Genomic DNA, 26,102 nt, shown 5'->3' with positions numbered 1-26,102 from the left:
TCTTATTGCTTACTGTATCGCGTTAAATAACAATAGCTACAGGGTATAACCGTTGCCTGATAGACGCCAGTAAAACGCTATATTTGCTAACAAAAATAAAGACTTTGTGAAATCACATAAGCATTAATCGATATTCGTTGGTTATTAATTTAATACTGAGAAAACTCACGCTTGGCTTGCTCATAGGCTAACGACGCGTTTTCGAATTCCTGTTTTAATTCGTGAAGCACAGAATATAGAAAACGTTGTTGTTCTTGGTGCTCTGAAATTTCATCTCTAACGACTATTCGTTGGTCTCGATTTAGACCATCAGCAATCATCACTTCACTTTTTTCTGCAATAGTGTGTTCAAGCCAGTCTAATTCTTTATAGGCGTCTTCAAGTTCATTTGCTCTTTGATTAAGTACCTTCTTTAAGGAATACAAGTGTTGGCCATCGGTGAATCCAGATAAAAATGCCTCTTCAAATTGTTGAGGGCAATTGCGCTTATATTCTTTTCCTTTTAGGCCGCGATTGAAGCCATTAGTTGTTGTGCAAAACTGTTTGGAACCCTCAAAATGGCCTTGGCGATACAGCGCTAAGTCCGGTGTCACGCCATGTTCAGAACAGTCTTTTCGATGTTGAGCAACATGACTTTCATTTTCCCCTAGGCTGCCGTCTTCAAAACCAATTAGTTGCCAATCAGCGGTTAAACAATCCGACTTATTCATATTGGCACAATTTGATAATAAAACAGTAACGCTAACGAGTGCCAAAAACCTTAGGTACATGTTTATCCTTAATTTCACTTGAGTTTCACTATATCTGAGCCCAATTCTGTCTCAAGCATATTTGAAATACAAAGAAATTTGAAATCCAACTTGTAATTGGCAACGTATCCCACATATCACTGCAGTAGTTTTTACAAATTTTAATCATCACAGGATCTTATTGAATGTTAGTTGTTATTTCGCCCGCCAAAAATCTCGATTACGACACCCCCGCAATAACAAACACATTCACCCAACCAGAAATGCTGGATGATTCTCAACGATTAATCAAACACTGTCGCAAATTGAGCCCCGCCAAAATTGGCTCCTTAATGAAAATCAGCGATAAATTAGCGGGTTTAAATGCAGATCGCTACGCCGGTTGGCATACTCCTTTTGACAGAAACAATGCAAAACAAGCACTGTTGGCCTTTAACGGCGATGTATATTCAGGACTAGATGCCAATACGTTTTGCCAAGATGACTTCGATTATGCGCAACAGCACCTTCGAATATTGTCAGGTTTGTATGGTGTATTACGGCCCTTAGATTTGATGCAAGCCTACCGCTTGGAAATGGGCACTAAGTTAGACACAGGTAAAAACAAAAACCTGTATCAGTTTTGGGATGATCGCATCAGTAAAAAACTAAACGAGGCCATTGATACCCAAGGCGACAATGTGTTGATAAACCTTGCGTCAAACGAATACTTTAAAGCGGTTAAACCTAAGGTGCTCAACGCGGAAATTTATACTCCTGTGTTTCAAGATTGTAAAAACGGGCAATACAAAGTAATCAGCTTCTTTGCTAAAAAAGCCAGAGGCATGATGGCAAGGTATATTATCCAGAATCGCTTAACTGATGTGAGTGAACTGAAAAACTTTGATACCGCTGGATATCAGTTCTCACAAGAGAAGAGCAAAGGCAATGAACTAGTATTCACGCGTCAGGAGCAGTAAATTTCTAGAAAAACAACGGCTAATCGCCCTATAAATTATTGATTTCAAAAACTTATAGGGCTGAACTAACAGATACAGGTTTTTTTCATACTCATCAAAGAGCGGCATAAATTAGTACTGCCGCAATGCGCTCTAAACTGTACCAACTTCCTCTTTTAACGACAAAATAACCAAGTAAATTAGGGCAACAGGGGGAACAAAAGAGACCAAAAAACCAACCACTCCCGCGGCCATTGGATTGTCAGTTTTGGTTCGCCCTAGGTAATAACTTAACCAAGTAACAGTTGCGATAAATAATAAACTGGTTATTGCAATGATGATTGTCCACATATTTTTCTCCTTAAATTGAAGTCAATTCAATATACCTATCAATATATCGAATAGCAATGCTTTTTTATCGATAAACGATATGTTATGATGCGAATTCATACAGTCAAGACAAATGCGACAATGGTGAATGCAATAAGGAGTAAAGGATAAAATGAAACTAAAAATAAACCTTGATTTGTTGCTTGTTCAGCGAAAGATGACCTTAACTGAACTGTCTTCTCAGGTTGACGTGACTATCGCAAATCTATCTAAACTTAAGTGCGGAAGAGCTAAGGCGATTAGGTTTTCAACATTACTAAAAATATGTGAGGCCCTTAATTGCACACCCGGAGAGATATTGGAATTAGAAGAAGACCTGTAAAGCGAGATGCAAAAAAATGACAAGAAGATCGGGCGATCGTTTTTGTGGAAAGAAGCACACTACATCGAATATGGTCGTTCGCGGCAATGATTCATAAACAATGCTGTTTTCTGTAAATCGCCATAACAAACGCAACCAAAACCATCATTAAACTTGCAGGAGCGTCAACTTCGTTCACTCCTTCCTCAATTGCGGCCAAATTAGAATACCTCACGAGGTGTGTCATATTGATTTCTTCGCCAGGTTGTAAGGTAATACCTAAAACATATGCCATGGAACTACCGCCAAAGGCTTGTTGAGATCCTCCTCCAAGAAAACCAGATGCGCTTGCCACGCCCGTTAAGCTTAAATGCCCTGTGTCTACAACATTCGTTTCTCTAACCAGTGAAATGTTTCCATTGTCACCTGATTCAGTCTGGTTGTTGATATAGGGAGAGATATCCGCAAATTGAATATCGAGTATATTGCTCGAAGTGAAAAACATATCTAAGGTGGCGAATGCTTCGGCAAGACTATTTTCACCATCAGCAATGGCGAATAAATCTATTTCAAACACTCCTTGGATCCCAAACGTCATTTCAGTTGCACTTTGATTAGAAAAAGTAAAATTGCGCTCAAAAGATACTTCAGAAGTTGCTCTAGTATCATAAACCGTGGTGCTAAGGGAGGCCTGTGCGAGGCCATTTCCCCAAATACCTCTTTCGGATACATCATTGCTTCCATCGGGAATAATTTCAAGATTGCTGACTGTATATAATTGAGTATTGTTGCTCGCCACCGAACCTTCGGTTCCTGCATTTCTAGTGCTGGAGCTGATTGAAGAAAGTACCGAAGGATTGTCCCTATCAAGGCCGCCAATCACTGTATCACTACCATCATAATTAGCCGTGTCAGGGGCGTATAAATTACTATTGGATAACAAAGAATAAGTAGGTGGGCCCATTTGCGATTCGAGCCAAAAGGGAAGCTGCCCACCAGTTGAGATCACCATGTCATTGTTAAAAGACACGCCGCTATTTGCGATTATTGGAATAGCGGTAGCAGTATTTAACCAAAAAAGTGCGATTAAACTAATAAACCTAGAGTAAGTAACTTGCATAGTCGTTCCTTGTTCTTTTTTGATGCAGACGTTGATAAGGTGCTATGACTCAAAGATTAGAAAAGTTTTACTCACTGCGAATGAGTGTGAGTACTCAGTTTTTACGTTCAAGGCACCTAATTTTCAGAATACTTCTGCAAATTGAAAATATTCGGTTTAAATTACCTTACAGAAACATGTTTAAAGGCCAGTAGATTTAATGCTTTTGGAACGAGAAGTCGCAATAGAAAAAATCAACGACAGCATATCCTTGATATCTCAGTCGGGAAAAATACTACTGCTAAGCGGAGAGGCGGGGATCGGTAAGACCTCTTTACTAGAACATATTCGCATGCATGCAGATACCTCTATTGATATATTTTGGTGTGGATGTGATCCATTATTCACTCCTAGACCTTACGCTCCTATCTACGATTTTGCGGCAGTTTTATCACCTAATTTACTGAGTCACTTAGAAAATGGCGCTATTCCTAACATCATATTCAGTAGTTTCTATCAGGCCATTAGCCAACTTAAAAAACCGTTAATTTTAGTTATAGAGGATGTGCATTGGGCTGATCATTCCACTCTCGACTTATTAAAATATGTCGCCAGAAGGATTTCTTTTATACCTTGTTTGTTGTGCTTGAGTTATCGCGATGATGAAGTGGCCCAAGAGCATCCATTGAGTTCCGTGCTTACCTTAATGCCGTCAGCACATACACTTCGTTTACATCTCGAGCAATTGAGTCAGGCAGGGGTAACAAAACTTAGTAAAAAAAGTAGTTACGACCCCGAAATTCTTTATAAAATCACGAGTGGTAACCCCTTTTTTATCGCTGAGTTATTAGCCAACAATGACCACAGCCAGCAGGTTATTCCTGCTTCGATTAGAGAAGCGGTTAGCAGTCGAGTCCTGAACCTAACACACAGTGAACGTGACCTACTGCAAGTGTTGAGTCATATACCTTTCAGCATTCCCGTTACCTTGATTCATAGGCTTTTCAATGAAGTTGGAGAGTCTTTTGCTATGGCATGTGTTGCTAGAAAACTGTTGCAGTGCGACCAACATAGAGTGTTTAAATTTAGACACGAACTCGTTAGGCGAACTATTTTAGAAGAGCAACCGGCTCATCAACAAAAAGTAGCTCACAAACGGATTCTTGAGTGTTTAGAACAATTATCTCCAGACATAAATGTCGCTTGGCTGGTTCATCATAGTGAGGGGGCATTAGATCCAGAAAAGGTGCTTAAATATGCGCCTTCAGCTGCGGAAAATGCTGCGTCATTGGGAGCACACAAAGAAGCGGCCTCTTTTTATGCTAAAGCTTTAAGTTATGTTGAATATGCTGATACGGAACTTGCCGCTAGTCTCCACGAAAGTTGGGCGTATGAAGTGGGACTAACTACTCATATGAAACAATCTGTAATAGATGCGAGACGCCATGCTATTAGCCTTTGGCGGGCGCTAGGTCGCAACGATAAAGTGGGCGAAAACTTGCGTTTTTTGTCGCGTCTTTTTTGGTACCAAGGACATGCGGAAAAAGCTGAAGAATATGCAAACCAAGCAATCAATACATTTGAAGCTATTCCTGCTTCGAATGAATTAGCTATGGCCTATTCAATGCGGTCACAATTGGACATGCTCAATGACAGGTTTGATGAAGCTGTAGATTGGGGCAACAAAGCGTTGTTGTTAGCCGAACGATTCTCTAGTCCTATCGTTAAAGCACATGCGTTAAATAACATCGGCACCGCTTTGGTGATCCAAGGTAACGAAGCGGGCGAAGCAATGCTTAATCAAAGCCTCACCATTGCGAGGCAACATGGTTTACATGAAGATGCGGCTCGGGTTTATACTAATTTTTCAGATTATTGCATTCGATTCAAAAAACTTAAAATGGCTGAGGAATTGACAGCCAAAGGCATTCAATATGACATTGCTCATGACTTAGATTCGTGGACCTACTATTTGGTCGGACTGCAAGCGCAGTTGCGCCAAGAACAGGGTCGTTTGCTCGACGCTCAAACTATTGCATCGGGTGTGCAAGGAATTGATAATCAAACTCTCCTAATGAAGCTACCGGCCTTAATAGTGCTTGCTAGAGTCAATTCTCGACTCGCCACTGAAGGCAGTTTTAGTTTACTTTGTGATGCCCTGGAAGACGCGCAATCTACAAACGAATGTCAGTATATGATCCCAGCAAGACTAGGTTTAATTGAGCATTTTTGGTTGGTTGCAGCCAATGTTGCTGTGAACAACTTGCAGCAAGACGAAATCAAAAGGCATATTCACTGGTTAGATGAATTACCTAAAGGTATTTTAAACAAATGGCAATTGGGTGAATTGACCATCTGGAAAAAACGCTTAGGTATTGAAATTAATGAAAGTCACATAAATTTGATAGCACAACCTTACCAATTCGAATTAATGGGCGAAATTGAAGCTGCACATCAAGCCTGGATAACCCTTGGAATGCCTTTTAATGCAGGAATGAGTTTATTACATAACATTCCTAGCAAAGAAAAATTATCGAAAACTAATGTTCTTAAAGCTTGGCAACTATTTGAATCAATATCGGCAAAAGCAGCGCTGCAATGGATACGCAATGTCGCAATAGTTCAAGGATTTACCGATATTCTCCCCAAAGCCCGAAGAGGGCCTTATGCCAAAGCCCGCCAGCATCCGATTGGACTAACAAATAAGGAACAGCAAGTACTTAAACTTTTGGTGACGGGGGCAAGCAACCAACAAATAGCGGTGTCGTTGTCACGCTCAAATCGCACCATCGAAAATCATGTATCGTCAATTTTAAGTAAACTCAATGTCGAAAATCGAGTTGAAGCCATGCTTAGAGTTCAAAACGAACCTTGGCTGTCTGAATGAATTGTGTTTAATTAACAGTGATTTTTTTGCTGTCAACTAGTTGTATGCATGTGAGTCAGGTTTCTTTGTTGATTAGCTTATTCATGAAGTTTTCGAAGCGTTTCTGCCTTGTTTCAGGTTTTTTCGCACTATCTAATCCATAGGCAATAGCGTTTCGATTCGATTTGCTTAACGTTTCAAAAAATTGTTTGGCTACTGGCTGGTGCTCCACGGCGGCCAAAAAGTCTGCGGGAACTTGCATCTCACTTACTCTGTAGGCGTTTTCCCAGCGACCATCGGCTTTGGCTGCAGCAACATGAACGAGTCCGGGTTCTTTCATCCGACCTTCGGTTATGAGGCGTTCAACGTGTTGAGTATTTCTTTTCGACCAAATACTCTTGGGTCGTCTTGGGGTAATTCGTTGCAGGTAGGCTAGATCATTGAGGGACTTTTTTACGCCGTCAATCCAACCCCAACAGAGAGACTCAATCACAACTTGCTCCCAACTCACGCTGGAGATACCTGAACCTTTTTTATATATTTTTACCCAGAGTTCGTGTTGGCGAGCATGGTTTTTTTGTAACCAGTTGTGCAAGTCTATGGGTAACTTAAAGGCTAAAGTTTTATGTGTTTGCGGGTTAGGCATTAAGTCATATTCTCTAGGTAAAACACTGTTCGATTATTTGATATTTAGCCGAGCTAGCTAGTTGGTTCTGAAACCGTACAATTATACATCATTGTAAATCACCGGCATTTTACCTTTCCAGGTCGCCCACAATTGAGGATCCGTCGCCAAATTTGCCATAAAGTTTGCGACGTTTTCTCGACTAGTAGGCGCAGAATCAAAAATCGCATTTCTGGTTGGGGATGTATGGACGCTATAGGCCGTTACCTTGGATTCATTTGTAAGGCTATCTGGCCTTACCGCTGTCCATTCAATTGAAGGGTGTTGTTGTCCTATCGTTGTCCGCAGAAAGTCAGCTGCTTGTTCGTTATCTACGTGGGGGGGAAGCAAATAACGCAATATAGTTACAACGATTCGCTGTGATAGCGGCGGCTTCTCTGGAATATCTCTATTACTGTTTCCTGTGGTATTCATTAAGATAATCTTTATTTTTTGTAGTGGTGCCAGTAGCTGTATAGCTTCAGTCACTGTTTTGATGGTATCGGTAACTAGGCGTCTAGGTTTTCCGAACATTCCTTTGAACGTCAGGTTATGCCCTAAACAGGATACAACCGCGCAGCAGTCATTTAGATGGGGTATAAGTTCTTCAGCGCTAAGATTGGCAACATCAGCTTGGATTTCACTATAATTGGGGTGATTAGCAATGGTATCTAACAAAGAACTAGAAGCGCGCACGATAGACACAACCTCAACATTTCTTTGCAGTAACTCTGATACAACCAGTTTACCGGTCGCACCACTTGCGCCTACAACTAACACTTTGTTCATCTTATTTGTATCCTTGATACTTAAATACGTTATTGAATTCAAAAAATCACTTATCAGATATTGGCTTTTATAAAGTTAATAATATCTTTGTGGATCTTGTACGTTGTGACTTTGCCAGCACCACTATTTACACCGCCCTGCAAGGCTATTGAGGAGTACCCTAACCTCAATCAGTAGCGAATCAAATTTGAAATTGTTACAAAATACGAGGATTGAAATGTTTATAAAACGACACTCTTAGCTGATATTGCAGTTAGGAGCCTTTACGTAACTATCCCTTAACTGTTTATTGCTTCGAGAGCGTCGACGGCAACAACTTACTGCCTCTATTTACCACAATTAAAAATTACATTTGGCCGCAGTATCAAAAATCGCTACAGTTGTTCTCTTCATTTAGTTTTTATAGATATTTTCTAGATGCCCGATGGCTTAAACCGCGCAGCTATAGCTCAATCTCCCCTTGCTGCGTATCAATCACTATTAGGGAGTAAGCTTGTTGAAGATCCTTATCAATTAGAGGCCATCAAGGCTTTAGACGTGCTTTTTTCCCAACTAACTTCGCAAAAAGCACCTTCACCTGAGAGCATTCACGGGCTTTACATGTGGGGTGACGTGGGCCGAGGCAAAACATTTTTAATGGACTTGTTTTATGAGTGTTTGCCGAACGAAGGCAAGTTGAGGTTACATTTTCATCGTTTTATGGCGCGTATTCATCAAGCTCTCATCGAACACGCTGGGCAAGAAGATCCTTTGATACTTGTTGCCAATGACTTAGCTAAAGAATGTCGTATCTTGTGTTTCGATGAGTTTTTTGTTTCTGATATTGGCGATGCTATGATTTTAGCGGGACTATTTGAACGTTTATTTAAACAAGGTGTGGTTTTGGTTGCTACTTCAAATACTCCTATCGAACGCTTGTATGAAAACGGCTTAGCCAGACATAAGTTTTTGCCTTGTATCGCCTTATTGCAACAGTTTACGCAGAGTGTCCATCTTGATGGGGCGCAAGATCATCGCTTAGCTCAATCAATAACAGAACACAATCAAATACAGAATTTTGCGGGTTCCAAGTACATTGGGAAATCCACTGAAATGGATTTTAATGCGGTTTTTGCGAAACTCACGAGATTAATTAGCCCAGCAAAAATTCGAAATACATCCATAGAAATTTGTCGAAGAAATATCAAGGTGATTAAGGCTACAGACACAACAGTTTCAAATCCTGTTGTGTGGTTTGACTTCTTTGATTTGTGTGAAGGGCCTCGTTCGCAATTGGATTACATGAAAATTGCCTCACAATTTAAAACAGTGTTGTTAAGTGGCGTGCCTAATTTAGGCGGCCAAATACGTGGTTGGATAAAGGCCCGAGGCACTGAAGATGGTATAGGTGACAATCAAGCGGCGGTTACTGGTGAGCGCATGGTGTCCTATTCCGAAAATGATAATATGGCTCGTCGGTTTATTAGCCTAATAGATGAGTTGTATGATCAAAAAGTGCGGCTTTATCTTGGCACCGACGTGCCGCTGGCAGAATTGTACCAAGAAGGCGCATTGCTATTTGAGTTTCGTCGTACGTATAGTCGTTTAATAGAAATGAGTCGAAACTGAGTCGACTTCACCAAAAAATAACCCCCTAACGGTGAATAGGTTGGCTATCGAACGTAAGAGTCAGAGCACTATAGTGAAGAGTTTTTACAACCCAATCCAACATCGCTTTAAACACTAAAGGTTAATGTATAGCGGGGTTTCTTGACTCGAAATAGCCGGTGAGAAAGGGTTAGGTATTTCAATGAGTGTGCGCTTATCGAGTTTTGCTCGTTCAATGAAGTCTGCATGGTGTTTTTCAAATAATGCATCAAAACTTCCATTGTTGATCGCAACTTTAAAGCCGTTTTCAAGAATTTGAATCAACTCGTCGTGGTCCTTTCTCACAAAGTAAAACAGAGACATTGGATAGTGCAACACCACATGAGGCTCAATAACAATATCTCGTTTTGAAAATATCTGCTCTTCATTCCAAATTTCCAAGACTGACCTTGGAAAAAGGTCAAAGCGTTTTTTACTCAGCATTTCAAATAGGCGATCATAATGCCTACTAGTATTTACAACGAAGCCACTCTCAGAAAATATTTTCGTTTCTTGCCACTGGCTCCCTTGGCCTACAGTAAACTTTCTTAAATCATCGATACCCTTAACGTTAGCCAAAATATCGCGGTTATCTTTTCTCACTAGTACTAGTCGATACCCCATTAAACCTCTGAAAATTGGATAACGAATAGCGTGGTACTTTTTTTCGACTTCTTTATCAGTAGCACTAGCGAATACATCTACAGCACGATTATCTAGCAAACTAAGGTGTTGTTGTTCGTTTGGAAAGGTAACCCACTCAATCTTAACGTCTGAGCCTGAAGACGACAGAATTAGTTTTTGCAATTGTTGCGAATATTGATGACGAAGATCGTCTGCTGAATTGATAGACGGCAGTTTAACAGTGACGGGAGTTACAGCGACAACCGACATGGCAAACAAACTACATATAATTAAAATCGTTAACTTCATGGATAAACTCAGACTGTCTTACTAGTCAACATTTTGCACTGGATTACCTGTGGAGTTAATAGTAGTCGAAGTTGCTTTCGTTTTTAACCTTTACTCATTGTAGTTTTCTGTCCGTTTTCTCTCGCTAAATTTTGAATGAACAAAAAGTGGAAACATCATTGATACAGTGAGAGCTCGACAACAACCGTACCTTTTTAGAAGGTAAATGATAAATAGTTATCGGACTTCATACCTAAGTATCGTATTGGATGTTTTTTAGGCAGCGAAATTGCTGTCTAATTCATGCCAGAACCACAGAAGGGTTCACAATTTATTTATCTATAATTTTTGAGGATTTACCCGTGTTGAGATTGACCAAAACGACTCTTGCTATCGCTACTATTGCTTTTTTCAATGTAAGCAGTGCGCAAGCTAATGTAAGCGAAGCGCTACAAAATATTTGTACTATCGTTAAAGCCGACGATAAAGGTGAATTACGTAAAAAAATGAAACGTGTTGAATCTGACTTTAAACTCAAATTAAAGGATTATTACACGGGTATCTCTTGTAGTGGCAATAGTCTTATCCGCACAGCTATGCTTAGCAACGCTGTTGAAACCGGTACGCTAATGGTAAAAAAAATGCCTAAAGGTGATTTAAGCACCCCAGAGCAAGACGGCAAAACGGTTATTGCATGGGCTTCAGAAAATGGCTTAGAAGCTTCACCTATAGTGACTGCGCTGAAAGATAGAATTTAATTTCGCGCTAGTTTGCTTAACAGTCATTAAGCCTAAGTAAACGTACGTTTAATATATTGTTCAAATAGCAGTTATTAAGAAAAATTATGCATTTAAAAATGGTCTCAACAGAGGCCATTTTTTATGGGTGAATACAAAGTATGTCTCTAAGATTATGGGGTTTTATCGCTTATTTATTGCTAAATCGGTGCCAGTTGTTTATTTTTGTGAAAACGTTTGCATTAAAACAAAAATAAGGGCCATATTCGTGCCGAAGATAAATCAAAAATTTAAACAAAAGCTCAGTTCGCTAGTGGTATTTTCTACGCTGCTGGCAACGTTAGCAGCATGTTCTAATGGCAGTTCTGAACATACAACTGAAAAACCTCAACCATTATTAGCTGAAAAAATTACTGCTATTACTGTTACGCCAGAGAATTGGCCGAAACAACAGTCTCCTATCAAACGCATTCCAGAACAAGAAGCGAAAATCGCAGCGCTTTTAGCGAAGATGACCCTAGAAGAAAAAGTGGGACAAGTCATTCAAGCAGATATTGCCTCGATTACGCCACAAGAGGCTGGGAAATATAATTTAGGCTCTGTCTTAAACGGGGGGAGCAGTGCGCCTAACGGAGATATTCATGCGCCACCACAGGAATGGTTAAAATTAGCAGACCAGTTTTACCAAGCGTCGACTGACACCAGTGATGGTGGTGTAGGCATTCCTTTGCTATGGGGCATAGATGCAGTGCATGGCAACAACAATGTAGTAGGCGCAACGCTTTTCCCCCATAACATTGGTTTGGGCGCAGCGAACGACCCAGATTTAATGCGGAAGATTGGTGAAATTACCGCTAAAGAAATTTTAGTGGTTGGCATAGATTGGACTTTCGCCCCTACTTTAGCCGTAGTACAAAACGACAAATGGGGACGTACCTATGAAAGTTACTCTGAAAACCCAGCAATAGTAGCCAGTTTCGCGGGACCGCTAGTTGAGGGCATTCAAGGTAAAGTCAACACCGATAAGTTTCTAAGCCAAGAACATCTATTAGCTAACGTTAAGCACTTTTTGGGAGACGGTGGTACCCAAAATGGCAAAGACCAAGGCGACTCAATTGTAAGTGAAGCCGCTATGCGTGATATTCATGGCGCAGGATATCCTCCAGCCATTCAACATGGAGCGCAGGTAGTCATGGCTTCGTTTAATAGTTGGCATGGCAGGAAAATGCACGGTAGCCGCGAAATGTTAAATGACATTTTGGTGGAGCGATTAGGTTTTGATGGTTTAGTGGTTGGAGATTGGAATGGTCATGGACAAGTGGCCGGATGCAGCAATGTGTCGTGTCCACAGGCGTTTAATGCGGGTTTAGATATGTTTATGGCACCCGATAGCTGGAAAGGACTGTATCAAAACACCTTGAAGCAAGTGAAGTCGGGCGAAATCAGTATGGCGCGACTAGATGAGGCAGTATCGCGTGTATTACGAGTTAAACTTCGCGCTGGTTTATTTGACGCTAAGTTGCCATCCAAACGATCCTACGCCGGTAAGTTCGAATTGTTGAGTTCTAAAGAACATAAAGCCGTTGCCAGAGAGGCAGTCAGAAAGTCACTGGTATTACTCAAGAACAACAATCAATTATTGCCACTTTCAGCTAATTCTAAAGTATTAGTAGCGGGTGGAGGCGCACACAATATTGGCCAACAATCTGGTGGCTGGACCTTAAGTTGGCAAGGTACAGGCAACAAGAACTCGCATTTTCCTAAGGGCGAATCGATTTATCAAGGCATACAAAAAGCGGTTCATGCTGCTGGTGGTCAAGTCGAGTTAAGCGAAAGTGGAGAGTTCGAAACACAACCCGATGTAGCCATAGTGGTTTTTGGGGAACAACCCTATGCTGAATTTCAAGGTGACGTGGCAGATCTAGACTACAAACCAACAGCAGATTTAGCATTACTAACCTCTCTTAAACAGCAAGGTATTCCAACAGTAACTGTATTTTTGTCAGGACGCGGCATGTGGGTCAATCCAGAACTTAATGCATCAGATGCTTTTGTTGCGGCCTGGTTACCCGGATCTGAGGGGGGCGGGGTAGCGGATTTATTGTTTAAAGACGCACAAGATAATGTGCAATATGACTTTAGCGGGCGCTTGTCGTTTTCATGGCCTGCTAGCCCTTTAGACGTCGAGCTGAATATAGGTGATGAAAACTATCAACCCTTGTTTGCATATGGTTATGGACTGTCGGTAAAAGATCAGCAAAACCTAGAGTTATTAAGTGAAGCAGTTGACCCTGCTGTTAGCCAAGTCAATGACCAGCGTTTTTTATTTGCAGGTGATCCGGTACAACCTTGGCGTTTAGTACTTAACGATTCTGGTGGCAATACTCAAGTCAGTGCAAGTTCACAAGCCAGTTCTTTGTCAAAATTGCTTGTTCAAGCGACCGACCACCAAGCGCAAGAAGACGTCATTGAAGCGACTTGGCAAGGCGTAGCCAATTTATTGATACAGGGTAATCCTATTGATTTGACCGCGAAAACGCAGTCTGGCATGGCATTGGCGTTTAATTATAAAGTACTGAAGCAACAAGCTACAAAGGTGACTTTGAGTATGGGGTGTGGTGCAGATTGTATAGGTGAATTAGACATCACAAGTGCACTAAAGTCCAAATTAAGCCAAGGTTGGCAACAGGCTAACCTTGCTTTGAATTGTTTTGCCAAGGCCGGAAGTAACATGGAAAAGGTAGATATTCCATTTATGCTAGCGGCAGATTCGGGGTTAACCATTCAGTTAAGCGAAGTAAAAATCGTCGAGCCTGAAAACACTGAGAGCTGCGAACTCTAATTCAGTCGGTTTCTAGATAATCAGCGCATAGACTTTCGGTATCACTGCGAGTCTATGTGCCCGTTTACAATGAAGTCGCCTCTTCTGTTCCAATTAAATAAAACTAGCCGGTTCCATTTTGTTTTCCTTAAAATCGCCAAGTCTTTAATTTAACAATGGAAAATATTTTACACATGGCTTTTAATAAGAAACAGAAAAGTCGCGTTAAAGTCTGGTCTCCTTTTACTTCTGGGAATTGTGCTACTTAGCCCCAAGTTAAGGTAATAAATAGTGAATAAAATCAAAAGGCAACCGCTAAAAGTGGTTGAAGTTTATATTAATTCGAGAAGCTACAAATACCATGTGCTTGTTAACAAGCGTTAGGTGCTACCGAAACAGTTCACTATGAGAGCCAATTCTAGCTAATTTAAGAGTCTCACTTTCAATCTTGTAAATTAAAACTAAGTCTGGTTTCACGTGACAATCTCGATAGTTCGACCAATTTCCAGCCAGCGCATGATCAACGTATTTTTCCGCCAATGATTTACCTTGTTGCAGAGTCGTAATAACATGACCAACTTCAATCACATCAGGTATTGATAGTTTAGTTATTTTCTTAAAATCCTTCTTGAACTGGGTCGAATATTCTAATACATACATTTAAGTATTATTGGCTCCCAATTCTTTAAATAGTTGTTCGACATCGTCGACGCTCTTTCCATTTCCACCTTCCAACTCTTGAATTGCTTCGAGTGTTTTAGAGTTAGGAGCTTTCGAGCGTAATTCAAATGGTATACCACCATAGTTAATTACTGCTTTCGCAAATAACTTTATTGCCTGTGACGGGCTTAAACCTACTTCATCACAAACATGTATAAAAGCCAATTTGGTATCATGATCAATGCGTGTGCTTAGCATCTCAGTCTTCATTATGTTACCCTTTGTAGTACATAGTAATGCAATGATAACAAATAGCAGCTAACAAGCAAATCAACTAGGAGTAAAATGCTCACTGAGTTCGCTAGTATAGCTAAGCGGTTTTAGCCTGTTATTTGAAGCATTAGCTGCTTAAACATTTGCCAAGGTTGAATAGTTTCAATAGAAACAATTTATGCCTATTATGCCTACAGTTTTAGAAATTGGTCCTATTCGTTTCTTCTTTTATAGCAACGAAAATTGTGAACCAGCACATATCCACATTCAACGAGACAATATGCTCCATAAATTTTGCTTAAGGCCAGTAACTTTAGCTAGTTCAACACGATTTTCTCGAATAGAATGACGTTAACTTCAGCAATTAGTTGATGAAAACAAAGACGTATTTTTAGAGGTTTGGAATGAGAATTTTAGCGATTGAGCTGCACCACAAGCTCATATTATCAAATGCACTGATTCTGATTTAATTGTTGAATTAATCGATGATCGTATAATTTCAACCCCATTAGTTTGCTTTCCTCTCTTATCGAAAGGCACTCTTGAGCAACTTGCTAACTGGGAATTACTCGGAGATGGTGACGGTATACACTGACCCGAAATCGATGAGGATTTGAATGTCGCTGTTTTGTTGTCAGGCACTCATTAAATTAGCAGCAAACGAAACAATAAGCCGCATTCACTTCGCTCATTGGGAAAAGCCACTTTGTCGCGCTGCTTTTTCCGTTATTGTAAGTGTTATCTATTAACAAAATCTAAGGAGATAATATGTCTAAATGGGGAGTAACTGGAACATGGTTAATGTTAGTTATTGCTGTGGTAGTTTTTATTGCTGCTTTATTTATACTCGGTTCAACAATTGGTAGGATGTTTGTAACGGGTTCCGTTGAGCTATCTATCCCTCAAATCGGAATTATTTGTGGTGGAATCACATCGATTTCTGTTTTTGTACGCTGCGTTAAACAATTAAAAAATAGATCTAAATTCGCACGTGCATAATAAAAGCTCAAACAGAAACCCACTCGCTGGCTTCGCCAAAACGCCCGCTTTTTCTGTTTAGCTTAAGCGTTTTGTAAATCAAGGAAGGATATGAAAAAAACACTATCAATTATCATTGCTGCTGTTTTTTCAATTAGTGTTTTAGCATCAAAACCTGAAAAGACTTATCAGATCAAATGGAATGAGGATTCAGGAAAAATTATTCATAGTTCAGTTTGCTACAACTATAAATCTGGCTCGATAGACTTCAGAAGGTGCAGGTCACAGGCAAAAAAGCATTTCAAAACCCAATGTAAATACTATCAGTCAAATCCTAACGATTCTCAAGGTAACAGAGTCAAATTTTGTGGTGCGGCACATTCGTTCAACCCTATTGTTTCTTAGATATAATTCACGCAGCAAAACAATACATAACATTTTCTTTGCTGATCCACGCCATTAATACAGAAGCAACTGCATAACTCATAGTTTACATTTTTTTGTATTTGTATTTGTATTTGTACTGCACTGTGTACAATGAAACGTAGTTAAACTTAACAAACAGATTATCGAAGACCCAAAATGTTTGGCTCACTATATTTGGTTCATAGGTTTAACTAAATATTTTTAGCGCGTTGTTTGGTGCACTATATTGTAATGTCGTGGTGCTGTCGGGGTGAAGTCGTTGCCGACAGGTCCCTGTTTAATTGAATATGGCCTCACAGAGTGATGAGGAATTATTATGATTATAAAAAAGCTTAGAGTTAAAAACGATTGGTCTCAGGAACAACTTGCTGAATATTCGGGTTTAAATGTTCGTACTATCCAGCGTGTTGAAAGTGGTCAAAAAGCGAGTATTGAAACATTAAAATGCCTTGCCTCTGTATTTGAAGTCAATATTTCTAAATTAACAGAGGAGATTACCGTGATAGATAAAGAAGCTGAGAAGTGGAAAAGTTTACCTTGGTGGTTCAAAGCAAATATGTTTGGGGTTAGTTCAAGGCGTCATGTGCAAATTATTGAGTTTGTATTGTTAACGCTTGCGTTCGGTTCATGGTTTTTAAAACCTGACATAATGTCGACCCCACTTTGCTTTTTATCCGCTTACCTAACAGGTTGGATTATTAGGTTTGGTGACAAAAACGATGTTTGGTAAAGCAAAATACTGAGGGACTATGGCGTCAAAAGTAAGTTGATAGTTTTTGGCGCTTTTCACATTGCAGGGTATCCTTGAGACAAGTTAAACTTTCTAAAGCACATAACTTACCTATTCAAAAGTAACAACATAACCAGCCAATTATACCAAATTCAATTTGCTGCTGTTTTTTGGTGGGCATATTGTGGCATTACACCTTATCGATAGAATGGAGCATAAATGAAGTCAATCATATAGATAATTTCAGTTGTTATTAGCTTTAGTGCACTGGGTTCAGAGCAAGAGTTACTAACCACAAAGTCAGGGTTATATGATGCTGGTGGGTTTAAGTTATATCTAGAGTGTTATGAAAACGCCAAACCACAACTAATACATGAGCAAGGCTTCGGTCGTCCGAGTTCAGATGGTGTTTGGTTAGACAAGTATAAAGGAGCTTGTGGGTAAATGAGGCTTAACAAGCGGGGCAAATTCGATGCGAAAAATACACGGGCATCATACTTAAATCGTTATTTACTATTTTAAATTATGAAATTTTATTGTTTAGTTGTTGGCATTTTTTTTCTAATCGGCGCGCTCACGCTATTAGTTTCTAGAGTTAAATTTATTAGGGCCTCAAAAACTGTCAAAGCCGTTGTCGTTGCAAAAGTGTATCGCAATAAAAGTACCGAAACTCGCTCTAGTAAAACAAAAGTACTGAAGTTGCGTTTTGATAATCCGTTTGCTGGCACAAATGAATACGTTTGTGATACCAATATTCTTACGCCATTTTATAAGGTAAATGACAACATCAACTTAGCCGTCTCAGAAAATAGAATCCTGATTAAAAACGGGTTTTATGTCATGCTGACTCCAGTAGCACTAGCATTGATGGGAGGCATTTGCGTTTACGTATTTTATCAACTGTAGCCGAACAGATATCCATCCGCTCTCGGTGGTATTTTGAATTTTACAAACAAGAACACAACGTCTCAAATTAGCTCAATGAATCCATTCAGGCTAGCTAAAACAATCGACAACTCGATTAAACCCTCTAGGGTTGGCACTTAACTAAATCAAAGGGTCGATGCGTTTTGGATCGCAATATTATTGTTTATCAATACTATGCCTTGGCTTGATTTCTTGTGACATTACCCTTACCTTGCGGTCAATTGAATTTTTAGAACCTCGATTTATGAACGTCTCCTTAGAGGGATTTATTCTTACTGCTCACACTATAGAGCGTCACGGCAAGACCTTTATTGAATTTTGGTTTATGACTGAAAATGGAGCAATACAAGGCATATCAACGGCGCAGCAAGTGTTGTTTTTTATTGAACAGAAAGATCACGCTCAAGTATCTAATCTCCTGCAGCAAAGTGGTATTGAACATAACTACAAACCTTTACAGTTAAAAACCTTCGCCCATCAAGCTGTGGGAGCCGTGTATTTTGATAAGAACAGTTTATTGTTTAAAGCTAGAGCGTTACTGCAGCAACATCAGATTAGTTGTTTTGAGGATGACATACGATTAACAGAGCGTTATTTAATGGAACGTTTTGTATATGGCAGCGCGTTATTTACGGGTAAACAAGAGAGATCTCGAGTAACCCGTCTTGCAGATATTCAATGTAAACCCAGCCAATATGTCCCTCAATTTAAGTTGTTATCCATAGATCTCGAATGCAGTGCAAAGGGAGAGTTGTTTTCTATTGGTTTAGCCAATGACAACTACAAGTGTGTGCTAATGATTGGTCAATCACAGCAGGCTCCAGAATGGATCCACTGGGTAGAAAATGAAAAGGCCTTGCTGCAACAATTTGTGTTATTGGTTTCACAAATCGATCCGGATGTCATTATTGGCTGGAATGTAGTCAACTTTGATTTTCGGCTGTTAATTAAACGCGCGGCTTTACACCGAGTAAAACTATTACTGGGACGTAACAGCCAGCCGCTGTTTTGGAGAGATGCTAGAAACGAGGTAAATCAAGGTTTTGCTTCTATGCCCGGCAGGATCATTGTAGATGGAATTGATGCGTTAAAAACCGCCACTTACCAGTTTGATAGTTTTAGTCTCGAAAATGTTGCGCAAACACTGTTAAAAAAAGGAAAAAAGACCGAAGACGTTGATGACAGGCTTGCTGAGATTGAGCAAAATTTTCAGCACAATAAAGTTAAGTTAGCTGAATATAATCTGCAAGATTGCCAATTGGTGCTAGATATTTTCGAGCACACTAAAGTCTTAGATTTTCTAACCCTACGTAGCCAACTTACCGGTCTTGAATTAGATCGAATGGGTGGTTCGGTGGCAGCATTTGTAAACTTGTACTTACCCAAATTACATCGTGCAGGCTACATTGCACCTAATCGCCCCAAAGATGGTGGTTTGGCTAGCCCTGGTGGTTATGTGATGAGTTCTAAACCTGGGTTATATAAAAACGTTTTAGTGTTAGATTTTAAAAGTTTGTATCCGTCCATTATGCGTACTTTTAAAATTGACCCATTGGGTTTAGTTGAAGGGTTAGCCAAGCCAGATGATGCCATTGAAGGTTATCGAGGAGCTAAATTTAGCCGTGATAAACACTTCTTACCAGCCATTATTACGTCCTTGTGGAAACAGCGTGATGAAGCCAAAAGAAACCAAGATGCGGCGCGAAGTCAGGCCATAAAAATTCTGATGAATTCGTTTTACGGTGTATTAGGTTCGGGTGGTTGCCCTTTTTACGATACACGATTAGCCAGCTCTATTACTATGCGCGGCCACGATATCATGCAAACTACCGCGACCTGGATTGAAGCGGCAGGTTATCAAGTGATTTATGGCGATACCGACTCAACTTTTGTGTGGCTGCAAGGTGAATATTCGACTGAGCAAGCCAACCAAGTGGGGCAATCCTTGGCGACAGATATTAACCAAAAATGGCAAGACTACATTCAAGAAAATCATCAACTAGAATGCGAACTCGAAATCGAATTCGAAACCCATTTTAGCCAATTTTTAATGCCCACTATTAGAGGTTCTGAACTCGGCAGTAAAAAACGATACGCAGGACTAAAAACAACTAAGAATGGAGAGGAATTGGTATTTAAGGGATTAGAGACAGTACGCTCAGATTGGACCGCCCTAGCAAAGGGCTTTCAACTCAAGTTATATCAAATGGTATTTGCAGGCAAAAATGTGCATGAATATTTGCTGCAAACCATCGAAGATACTCGCGCAGGGTTGCTAGATGAACAACTGGTTTATCGCAAACGCATTCGCCGTCGGTTAGATCAGTACGTGAAAAATGTGCCACCTCATGTGAAAGCGGCACGATTGGCTGATCAACAAAATATGGCGCTTGGCAAACCCCTTAAATACCAGCATAAGGGCTGGATTTCGTATGTGCTTACCGTTAACGGGCCAGAGCCAGTCGAATACTTGAATAGTCAAATAGATTATGAGCAGTATGTAGAAAAACAGATTAAACCTATAGCTGAAGGGATATTGCCCTTTATAGGTTTGTCGTTTGAGGATATGACTAGCCAACAAATGGGACTTTTTTAGTCATCAAAAACGAAAAAGCCAGTTGATATACAACTGGCTTATAAACTTATCGTGTTTGTGAATCTCGAATCTCGAATCTCGAATCTCGAATCTCGAATCTCGAATCTCGAATCTCGAATCTCGAATCTCGAATCTCAGCTTACTTTTTATTCGATAAATAAACGATTAAATCAATCATGTCTTCTTGGTTCATATCGCGAGTAAATGTCGCTTGGTACTTACCGTTCACAATAAAGGTAGGCACGCTTCTGACATGTTTGCGGTATGCTTGAATTTCCTTGTTGTTCATTTTCAAGCGGCTATTTACACCAAAGCTAGACATCATTTTGTCAAAGTCTTTTGGCTCTACACCATTGACAACAAAAATATTTTTTAAGTCATTAATGCCCGAAACAGATGAACGGGATACATGAATGTATTTAAAAATTGCCGCATTGAGTTCATCACTTCTTTTTAACTCTCTAGCGACCATCATGGCTTTTGTTGCGTCGTCTTGTATGGCGGCACTAGTAAAGCCCATAAAGTTTACATGAACCTTTTTGAACTCAACGTCATCAGCCAATTTGGTTTTAATGGTCTTAACTAGAGGTTCAAAGTTAAAGCAGTGAGGACACCAAAACGAAAAGAATTCTAAGACCTCTTTCTTTTCAGTGGCTTGTTCAGCTATTACTTTGAAGTGGGTACCTTCGCGCCATTTTTCTTGTGCGCAGGCTTGAAGAGGCAGTAATAACATCACACTCAGGAACAACAATATCTTTTTCATAAGATCTCACAATTAAATTCAAAACTTGATGGCAGATTAGCATAGCGATAAAAAAAAATCCGTCAGGACTTTGTAAAGTGATGTAAATAATGGCATTTTACATTCGACAAGACAAAAAAAGCCGCATAAAAAGCGGCTTCGTTAGTTACTCTAAAATACGTAGTTAACTGCAAATCTAACTAAAGTGGCATCAGCTGACTCATCAATATCATCGTCGTATTTGCTAACGTCTGCCTTCAAAGCAACATTGGTGCTCATATCGTAACGAACCCCTATTGTCGATAAACTATATTTAGTAGAGAACAACTGTTGGATAGTGGTCACTGCAGCGCCAACTGGAGCACTAAGGTCTTCAGGTAAAGCGGCGACTTGGTCAAGAAAACGAATTTCTGCTTCGCCATCAAACACTTCATGAGTGATTGATGGCGTGAATTTCCCAGTGCGCACCCCCGCTGTTAAGTAATAGGCTGTATCTTTAGGAGAGAATGATTCTTCAATATCGATCGAAGTAATTTCACCACTAACAAACCAATCGAAATTATCGACTTCAAAACCTAATCCGTAGAAATTAGCTGTGTCTTCATCCATTCGTAATGAATCTGCGATATTAGTAGGTAATAATTCAAGAGATGGTTCCAATGATCCTGGTAAGAAAGTCGTAGTACCTCGCCCCGCAACTGCACGAATTTTGAACCACTCATAGGTCGCTTCAGCTGTAAATACCACCGAATTATTTGATTCAAGCTCTACTGGCTGAGGATTGCCTTGGAGGTCGGTCACATCAATACTACTGTTAATGGTTCCTCCTGTTAACTGAAACGCATATTCCCAGTCACCAGCATAATTGCTGTAGTCAAAACGGAAACCTTCAATGTTGTTAAATGCTACACCATATACAGATTGTGGCGTATTTACCCAATGATATGAATAGCCCACATCTTTTGAAGATGAATAACGGAATAAAGGTAACCTTAAACGTCCGGCTGAAATGCTAAGGTTGTCAGTTGCTTGATAAGTTAGATACGCCCATTCAAATTCAGGGTCGTAATCGTTTGTACCTTTAGCAACGATTTGTCCTGTAGCAGTCATTTTGTCATTGACGTCGCCACTTATTTGGATGGCAAACAAACTTTCTTCTGAAAAGCTCAAGCTATCATCATAGCCATACAAGCTATCTTCTGAGCTTGTCATGCCACCTACAAAGTTTGCAAACCCGTTAATACGCACTTCTGCTTGGGTAGAGAATACACAGCTTGTTAGTGCGGCGATAGTGAGTAATTTTTTCATAATATGGCTCCTAATTAGTTCAACGAAATGACTTTAACTGCATCAGAAACTGATGCGCTGTCTACATAACCAATCGCATGTTGGTTGTCTGCAACAATCGCTAATACTGCTGCATCGTTGTCTAGTTCTTTTGGTGGTATACCTTTGCCGGTAAATACTAGTTTCGACCAGTAAGCCGCAATTTGGGTTGAACTTCGGCCTAGGGTGTCAGTATCAAATGAGCCGCGAGTACTTGAAGAAGGCACTTGGTTGACCGGCAATGCTTCATTGCCATTAGAGAATTTTTTCTCTTTTCCTAGAAATATTCTCTGAACATCCTTTTGACTCAATGTTGAATCGTTACTCGGATGAACAATCACTACAACCTCTGCAAAAGAGCAGAGTGAAATAGCGCAGCCAAGTGTTATGCCTATCAGAGATTTTAACGAAGACTTTATGTGCATATCATTTACCTATGTTAAGGTTAGTTAAGTATTAAAATTTATAGCCTTTAAATGCTAGTAACCAAATCTTACCTATTTACGATTTTCTATAAAATCTTATTAAATTCCTATAAAAACAAGAGGTTACGCAAAATGTGCTGTAGTGCCGCTGATTTGGAGGCGCATATTATGAGCTAAAAAATGCAAGAATACAGTGTTTTATGGTATGTTAAATCATACATGCATATGTAAAATGTATACTTTCATCATCAATCACTATCTTTTAAATACCCCTGAATTACCCAATAAAATTAGTATTGTTGTGGCTAATACTAATTCAAAATATTTGCTAACTCGTTGAGGTACCTTGTAAAAATAGTCGATAAATAGCGACAAAACAATGTGGCTTTGCAAGCGCGAGCAATTAACGAGTTAAACGCGAAATTAGGGAAATTAGGGAAAGTGAGGGATTTTTATAATAGATAGTAAATAGGAGAAAGCAACTAGAGCGTTAGCGGGGGTTCTTGTAATGCAGAGAGCTGTTCTTTTAGCCCTAATATTTGTTGCTCCCAATATTTTCCATCAGCAAACCAAGGAAAGGCTTGAGGAAAGGCGGGATCTTGCCATCGTTTTGCTAGCCAAGCCATGTAGTGCACCATACGCATGGCTCGCAAAGGTTCAATCAACGCTAACTGCGCAACGTCAAAGTCACAAAATTCTTGGTAGGCTTCTATCAAGGTATCCATTTGAATAAATTGCTGTTGTCTGTCTCCTGATAACATCATCCACAAGTCCTGGATTGCCGGCCCGCCTCTACAATCGTCTAAATCGACAAAGGTTGGTCCGTCGCGCCAAAGAATGTTACCTGGATGACAATCGCCATGGAGCCTGATGTTAGATTTACTCGAATAAAGCGACAAAGTTAGATCCACCACTTGCTGTAGAATAGCAAAAAAGGGTTGTTGTAGACTTGAGGGTATTAGCGGGCTTTGCAGCAATTCTTGCAATGGTTTAACCAAAAAATCATTCACATTAATTGTTGGTTTATGGACGAAGCTGGTACTTTTGGCCACACCATGAATCCTACCAATAAATCGTCCCATCCATTCGAGCTGATCTAAGTTGTCGACTTCAAATTGTCTGCCACCCACAGACGGAAATAATGCAAAGTAGTAGTCGTTATAACGTTGTAGGCTGCGATTTTTGATAATCATCGGTGCTACAACAGGGATTTCATGGGATGCTAATTCAATCGAAAAGTCATGTTCTTCTTGAATCTGTGCTTGGCTCCAGCGTTGGGGTCGATAAAACTTAGCGACATATCGTTTGTTGTCTTGCGCAACAAACTGATAAACGCGATTCTCATAACTGTTGAGCGCCAGTAGACCCGACTCAACAAGAATACCTTGTGATTCGATCGCGTCTAATATCAGGTCAGGCGTGAGTCCTGAAAAATCAAAAGTACTCACAAATCAGGATACAAAAATTTGCTGATTTCTTGCACTCTAACTGGGTTGTTTTCATCGTCCACTGATTCAACTCTAAAGTTAAACTCAGTGGATTCTTGGGTTAATTTATTTGGATTGATGGCAATACTGAAAGGTAAATTAAACACCTCTCCTCCGGAAACTATTGCTTCGTTTTCGCCAATAAATGTATGACCCTCGAGATTATCAACGTAGACCCGGTAACGTTGTGTGAGTTGCGATTTATTGAGAATTTTTATGGTAAATACATTTTCAATTAGTCCGTTCCCTGTTTCTCGGTACATAGGAACTCTGTCTTTTATTATGTCGATTTCTAATGGTTTTCTAGAGGCTATTTCGAAAACCAGTAATCCTGACATTAATACTAATACTATGGCGTAACCGATGAGTTTGGGTCTAAATATTTTTGTGCTTCCGCCCGCTAGTTCAGTTTCTGAGGTAAAGCTAATCAGTCCCTTGGGATAATTCATCTTTTCCATTACGCCATTACATGCATCAACGCAGGCCCCGCAATTGATACATTCGTACTGTAAACCGTTACGTATATCGATACCTGTTGGGCAAACCTGCACACATAAATGACAATCGATACAGTCACCTAAGCCCTTTTGTTGGTTTTCTTCGCGGCTTACTTTTCTGGCTCTTGGGCCACGTTGTTCCCCTCGGGCCGCGTTATAGGCAACGGTGTAAGTGTCTTTATCAAACATGGCGGATTGAAAGCGGGCATAAGGGCAAATGTGGGTGCACATGATTTCTCGCATCCAACCAGCATTGCCATAAGTACAAAACGTAAAAAACAACACCCAAAACACTATCCAAAAACTGCTGGAGAAAGTGAAAAACTCCACAAATAAATGATCAATGGGGGTGAAATAACCCACAAAAGTTAAAGAGGTTAATAAAGCGATGGTGACCCAAGCAAAGTGTTTAAGTGACTTTCGCCAAAACTTATCAAAATCCATTTTCCTTTGATCTAGTTTCATGCGTTTATTGCGACTACCTTCAATGGCTTCTTCAAACCATATAAAAATGAAGGTCCAAGTTGTTTGTGGGCACATAAATCCGCACCAAACACGACCCGCAAAGGTGGTCACAAAAAACAGAGCGAATGCGGCAACTATCAAAATCCATGCGAGTAAGGTCAAATCTTGCGGCCAAAGTGTTAAGCCAAATATATTGAAGCGCTGCGCACCAATATCAAACAATATAGCTTGTGAACCATTAAACTGAATCCAAGGTAATACCGCAAAACTTCCTAAAAAAAACAGCCCGAAAAATCGGCGAATGTTCTCCAACATGCCAGATACTGCTCTTACGTATATTCTGCTTCGAGGTGTATAGTCATTGTCATGTTTAGATTTATCGGGGCGGTGTACTTTTACTGGTGAGATGTTTTTTACAGGAATGCGCTCACTCATTGGGGGTCCTTGGTATATCAAAAAGGCAAATACAACAAATACGAAGAGCCGTATAGACTCTTATAACTTTACAAGTATACCAGCTTGTTAATCGCCTTGCTTGATCTCGGTCAGGCTTTTTATTGTTTCAGCAACTGTTATTCGTAGTTATAGAAATTCATAACTAACGAGTGTATTTTAATGCCGCGTTCTCGGGTAGCATGGCCAGTCTTCTAACAATTGTAACTATTTTGAGTGGCAAGC

Annotated in this window: 26 protein-coding genes; 13 read left to right on the top strand and 13 right to left on the bottom strand. The window is 40.0% G+C overall.

The window, feature by feature from the left end:
- Window positions 1-149: 149 nt before the first annotated feature.
- Window positions 150-710 (bottom strand): DUF2799 domain-containing protein, encoded by a 561-nt coding sequence (locus tag KO534_RS15260; RefSeq protein WP_252732170.1) that lies wholly within the window; start codon window positions 708-710, stop codon window positions 150-152.
- A gap of 224 nt (window positions 711-934) precedes the next feature.
- On the opposite strand from KO534_RS15260, the gene yaaA reads away from it, so the two are divergent.
- Window positions 935-1,708 (top strand): peroxide stress protein YaaA, encoded by a 774-nt coding sequence (gene yaaA / locus KO534_RS15255; protein ID WP_215930531.1) that lies wholly within the window; start codon window positions 935-937, stop codon window positions 1,706-1,708.
- A gap of 132 nt (window positions 1,709-1,840) precedes the next feature.
- On the opposite strand, the gene KO534_RS15250 is transcribed toward yaaA, so the two are convergent.
- Window positions 1,841-2,038, bottom strand: a complete 198-nt coding sequence (locus tag KO534_RS15250; protein WP_215930529.1) for a hypothetical protein — start codon at window positions 2,036-2,038, stop codon at window positions 1,841-1,843.
- Window positions 2,039-2,189: 151 nt separating this feature from the next.
- Here KO534_RS15250 and KO534_RS15245 point away from each other — a divergent pair, with 151 nt between their 5' ends.
- A complete protein-coding gene (locus tag KO534_RS15245; protein WP_215930527.1) occupies window positions 2,190-2,399 on the top strand; it encodes a helix-turn-helix domain-containing protein in 210 nt (69 codons plus the stop codon).
- A gap of 91 nt (window positions 2,400-2,490) precedes the next feature.
- Here KO534_RS15245 and KO534_RS15240 read toward each other — a convergent pair whose 3' ends face one another.
- On the bottom strand, window positions 2,491-3,498 hold the full coding sequence (locus KO534_RS15240; RefSeq protein ID WP_215930525.1) for a hypothetical protein: 1,008 nt from the start codon (window positions 3,496-3,498) through the stop codon (window positions 2,491-2,493).
- 199 nt (window positions 3,499-3,697) lie between these two features.
- Here KO534_RS15240 and KO534_RS15235 point away from each other — a divergent pair, with 199 nt between their 5' ends.
- The gene (locus KO534_RS15235; RefSeq protein ID WP_215930523.1) at window positions 3,698-6,364 is read left to right on the top strand and encodes a helix-turn-helix transcriptional regulator; all 2,667 of its coding nucleotides are present in this window, start codon (window positions 3,698-3,700) and stop codon (window positions 6,362-6,364) included.
- Window positions 6,365-6,419: 55 nt separating this feature from the next.
- Here the strand turns inward: KO534_RS15235 and KO534_RS15230 are convergent, their stop codons facing one another.
- Together KO534_RS15230 and KO534_RS15225 are read right to left on the bottom strand one after the other, a co-directional pair.
- Complete coding sequence (locus tag KO534_RS15230; protein WP_215930520.1) at window positions 6,420-6,989, bottom strand: YdeI/OmpD-associated family protein; 570 nt, start codon at window positions 6,987-6,989, stop codon at window positions 6,420-6,422.
- Window positions 6,990-7,070: 81 nt separating this feature from the next.
- Entirely contained in the window at window positions 7,071-7,796 is a 726-nt protein-coding gene (locus KO534_RS15225) for an NAD(P)-dependent oxidoreductase (RefSeq protein ID WP_215930518.1), read from the bottom strand.
- Window positions 7,797-8,213: 417 nt separating this feature from the next.
- Between KO534_RS15225 and zapE the strand changes: the two genes are divergently transcribed.
- The gene (gene zapE / locus KO534_RS15220; RefSeq protein ID WP_215930516.1) at window positions 8,214-9,404 is read left to right on the top strand and encodes a cell division protein ZapE; all 1,191 of its coding nucleotides are present in this window, start codon (window positions 8,214-8,216) and stop codon (window positions 9,402-9,404) included.
- 114 nt (window positions 9,405-9,518) lie between these two features.
- On the opposite strand, the gene KO534_RS15215 is transcribed toward zapE, so the two are convergent.
- Window positions 9,519-10,355: a substrate-binding periplasmic protein gene (locus KO534_RS15215; RefSeq protein WP_215930514.1), complete on the bottom strand. Its 837-nt coding sequence runs from the start codon at window positions 10,353-10,355 to the stop codon at window positions 9,519-9,521.
- 341 nt (window positions 10,356-10,696) lie between these two features.
- Here KO534_RS15215 and KO534_RS15210 point away from each other — a divergent pair, with 341 nt between their 5' ends.
- Window positions 10,697-11,092 carry a DUF3718 domain-containing protein gene (locus KO534_RS15210; protein WP_215930512.1) on the top strand — a complete coding sequence of 132 codons (396 nt, stop codon included), beginning with the start codon at window positions 10,697-10,699 and terminating at the stop codon, window positions 11,090-11,092.
- 247 nt (window positions 11,093-11,339) lie between these two features.
- Window positions 11,340-13,913, top strand: coding sequence for a glycoside hydrolase family 3 protein (locus tag KO534_RS15205; protein WP_354667945.1), 2,574 nt, complete (start codon window positions 11,340-11,342; stop codon window positions 13,911-13,913).
- A gap of 366 nt (window positions 13,914-14,279) precedes the next feature.
- Here KO534_RS15205 and KO534_RS15200 read toward each other — a convergent pair whose 3' ends face one another.
- On the bottom strand, window positions 14,280-14,552 hold the full coding sequence (locus tag KO534_RS15200) for a type II toxin-antitoxin system RelE/ParE family toxin (RefSeq protein ID WP_215930510.1): 273 nt from the start codon (window positions 14,550-14,552) through the stop codon (window positions 14,280-14,282).
- Window positions 14,553-14,822 (bottom strand): type II toxin-antitoxin system RelB/DinJ family antitoxin, encoded by a 270-nt coding sequence (locus KO534_RS15195; protein ID WP_215930508.1) that lies wholly within the window; start codon window positions 14,820-14,822, stop codon window positions 14,553-14,555.
- Window positions 14,823-15,003: 181 nt separating this feature from the next.
- Between KO534_RS15195 and KO534_RS15190 the strand changes: the two genes are divergently transcribed.
- The 7 genes from KO534_RS15190 (at window position 15,004) to KO534_RS15160 (ending at window position 20,482) form a co-directional block, all read left to right on the top strand.
- Window positions 15,004-15,174: a DUF4160 domain-containing protein gene (locus KO534_RS15190; RefSeq protein WP_354667944.1), complete on the top strand. Its 171-nt coding sequence runs from the start codon at window positions 15,004-15,006 to the stop codon at window positions 15,172-15,174.
- A gap of 93 nt (window positions 15,175-15,267) precedes the next feature.
- Window positions 15,268-15,420: a DUF2442 domain-containing protein gene (locus KO534_RS23765; protein WP_215931217.1), complete on the top strand. Its 153-nt coding sequence runs from the start codon at window positions 15,268-15,270 to the stop codon at window positions 15,418-15,420.
- 173 nt (window positions 15,421-15,593) lie between these two features.
- Window positions 15,594-15,824 carry a hypothetical protein gene (locus tag KO534_RS15180; RefSeq protein WP_215930506.1) on the top strand — a complete coding sequence of 77 codons (231 nt, stop codon included), beginning with the start codon at window positions 15,594-15,596 and terminating at the stop codon, window positions 15,822-15,824.
- A 90-nt stretch (window positions 15,825-15,914) separates the two neighbouring features.
- A complete protein-coding gene (locus KO534_RS15175; protein ID WP_215930504.1) occupies window positions 15,915-16,208 on the top strand; it encodes a hypothetical protein in 294 nt (97 codons plus the stop codon).
- Window positions 16,209-16,545: 337 nt separating this feature from the next.
- Window positions 16,546-16,959, top strand: a complete 414-nt coding sequence (locus KO534_RS15170; RefSeq protein WP_252732169.1) for a helix-turn-helix domain-containing protein — start codon at window positions 16,546-16,548, stop codon at window positions 16,957-16,959.
- Window positions 16,960-17,604: 645 nt separating this feature from the next.
- Complete coding sequence (locus KO534_RS15165; RefSeq protein WP_215930502.1) at window positions 17,605-17,865, top strand: hypothetical protein; 261 nt, start codon at window positions 17,605-17,607, stop codon at window positions 17,863-17,865.
- Window positions 17,866-18,130: 265 nt separating this feature from the next.
- Window positions 18,131-20,482, top strand: a complete 2,352-nt coding sequence (locus KO534_RS15160; protein WP_215930500.1) for a DNA polymerase II — start codon at window positions 18,131-18,133, stop codon at window positions 20,480-20,482.
- 139 nt (window positions 20,483-20,621) lie between these two features.
- Here KO534_RS15160 and KO534_RS15155 read toward each other — a convergent pair whose 3' ends face one another.
- From KO534_RS15155 to ccoG, 5 genes are all read right to left on the bottom strand, one after another.
- Entirely contained in the window at window positions 20,622-21,245 is a 624-nt protein-coding gene (locus KO534_RS15155) for a thiol:disulfide interchange protein DsbA/DsbL (RefSeq protein WP_215930498.1), read from the bottom strand.
- 150 nt (window positions 21,246-21,395) lie between these two features.
- Complete coding sequence (locus tag KO534_RS15150) at window positions 21,396-22,532, bottom strand: topoisomerase IV (RefSeq protein ID WP_215930497.1); 1,137 nt, start codon at window positions 22,530-22,532, stop codon at window positions 21,396-21,398.
- Between the two features lie 14 nt (window positions 22,533-22,546).
- On the bottom strand, window positions 22,547-22,975 hold the full coding sequence (locus tag KO534_RS15145; RefSeq protein WP_215930496.1) for a phosphate ABC transporter substrate-binding protein: 429 nt from the start codon (window positions 22,973-22,975) through the stop codon (window positions 22,547-22,549).
- Between the two features lie 482 nt (window positions 22,976-23,457).
- Window positions 23,458-24,423: a serine/threonine protein kinase gene (locus KO534_RS15140; protein WP_215930495.1), complete on the bottom strand. Its 966-nt coding sequence runs from the start codon at window positions 24,421-24,423 to the stop codon at window positions 23,458-23,460.
- Window positions 24,420-25,859: a cytochrome c oxidase accessory protein CcoG gene (ccoG, locus tag KO534_RS15135; RefSeq protein ID WP_215930494.1), complete on the bottom strand. Its 1,440-nt coding sequence runs from the start codon at window positions 25,857-25,859 to the stop codon at window positions 24,420-24,422. The genes KO534_RS15140 and ccoG overlap by 4 nt, the downstream gene beginning before the upstream one ends.
- Between the last annotated feature and the right edge of the window lie 243 nt (window positions 25,860-26,102).

This window comes from Paraglaciecola arctica (assembly GCF_018861065.1).
GTDB classification, from domain to species: domain Bacteria; phylum Pseudomonadota; class Gammaproteobacteria; order Enterobacterales; family Alteromonadaceae; genus Paraglaciecola; species Paraglaciecola arctica_B.
Note: the sequence above shows the minus strand (reverse complement) of the source record. Positions and strands in the feature narration are given on the sequence as shown.

What these genes read in the sequence shown, in the direction of transcription:
- KO534_RS15260 (WP_252732170.1), bottom strand. Translation starts at nt 710, where the DNA reads ATGAATAAGTCGGATTGTTTAACCGCTGATTGGCAACTAATTGGTTTT.
- yaaA (WP_215930531.1), top strand. Translation starts at nt 935, where the DNA reads ATGTTAGTTGTTATTTCGCCCGCCAAAAATCTCGATTACGACACCCCC.
- KO534_RS15250 (WP_215930529.1), bottom strand. Translation starts at nt 2,038, where the DNA reads ATGTGGACAATCATCATTGCAATAACCAGTTTATTATTTATCGCAACT.
- KO534_RS15245 (WP_215930527.1), top strand. Translation starts at nt 2,190, where the DNA reads ATGAAACTAAAAATAAACCTTGATTTGTTGCTTGTTCAGCGAAAGATG.
- KO534_RS15240 (WP_215930525.1), bottom strand. Translation starts at nt 3,498, where the DNA reads ATGCAAGTTACTTACTCTAGGTTTATTAGTTTAATCGCACTTTTTTGG.
- KO534_RS15235 (WP_215930523.1), top strand. Translation starts at nt 3,698, where the DNA reads ATGCTTTTGGAACGAGAAGTCGCAATAGAAAAAATCAACGACAGCATA.
- KO534_RS15230 (WP_215930520.1), bottom strand. Translation starts at nt 6,989, where the DNA reads ATGCCTAACCCGCAAACACATAAAACTTTAGCCTTTAAGTTACCCATA.
- KO534_RS15225 (WP_215930518.1), bottom strand. Translation starts at nt 7,796, where the DNA reads ATGAACAAAGTGTTAGTTGTAGGCGCAAGTGGTGCGACCGGTAAACTG.
- zapE (WP_215930516.1), top strand. Translation starts at nt 8,214, where the DNA reads ATGCCCGATGGCTTAAACCGCGCAGCTATAGCTCAATCTCCCCTTGCT.
- KO534_RS15215 (WP_215930514.1), bottom strand. Translation starts at nt 10,355, where the DNA reads ATGAAGTTAACGATTTTAATTATATGTAGTTTGTTTGCCATGTCGGTT.
- KO534_RS15200 (WP_215930510.1), bottom strand. Translation starts at nt 14,552, where the DNA reads ATGTATGTATTAGAATATTCGACCCAGTTCAAGAAGGATTTTAAGAAA.
- KO534_RS15195 (WP_215930508.1), bottom strand. Translation starts at nt 14,822, where the DNA reads ATGAAGACTGAGATGCTAAGCACACGCATTGATCATGATACCAAATTG.
- KO534_RS15190 (WP_354667944.1), top strand. Translation starts at nt 15,004, where the DNA reads ATGCCTATTATGCCTACAGTTTTAGAAATTGGTCCTATTCGTTTCTTC.
- KO534_RS15180 (WP_215930506.1), top strand. Translation starts at nt 15,594, where the DNA reads ATGTCTAAATGGGGAGTAACTGGAACATGGTTAATGTTAGTTATTGCT.
- KO534_RS15175 (WP_215930504.1), top strand. Translation starts at nt 15,915, where the DNA reads ATGAAAAAAACACTATCAATTATCATTGCTGCTGTTTTTTCAATTAGT.
- KO534_RS15170 (WP_252732169.1), top strand. Translation starts at nt 16,546, where the DNA reads ATGATTATAAAAAAGCTTAGAGTTAAAAACGATTGGTCTCAGGAACAA.
- KO534_RS15160 (WP_215930500.1), top strand. Translation starts at nt 18,131, where the DNA reads ATGAACGTCTCCTTAGAGGGATTTATTCTTACTGCTCACACTATAGAG.
- KO534_RS15155 (WP_215930498.1), bottom strand. Translation starts at nt 21,245, where the DNA reads ATGAAAAAGATATTGTTGTTCCTGAGTGTGATGTTATTACTGCCTCTT.
- KO534_RS15150 (WP_215930497.1), bottom strand. Translation starts at nt 22,532, where the DNA reads ATGAAAAAATTACTCACTATCGCCGCACTAACAAGCTGTGTATTCTCT.
- KO534_RS15145 (WP_215930496.1), bottom strand. Translation starts at nt 22,975, where the DNA reads ATGCACATAAAGTCTTCGTTAAAATCTCTGATAGGCATAACACTTGGC.
- ccoG (WP_215930494.1), bottom strand. Translation starts at nt 25,859, where the DNA reads ATGAGTGAGCGCATTCCTGTAAAAAACATCTCACCAGTAAAAGTACAC.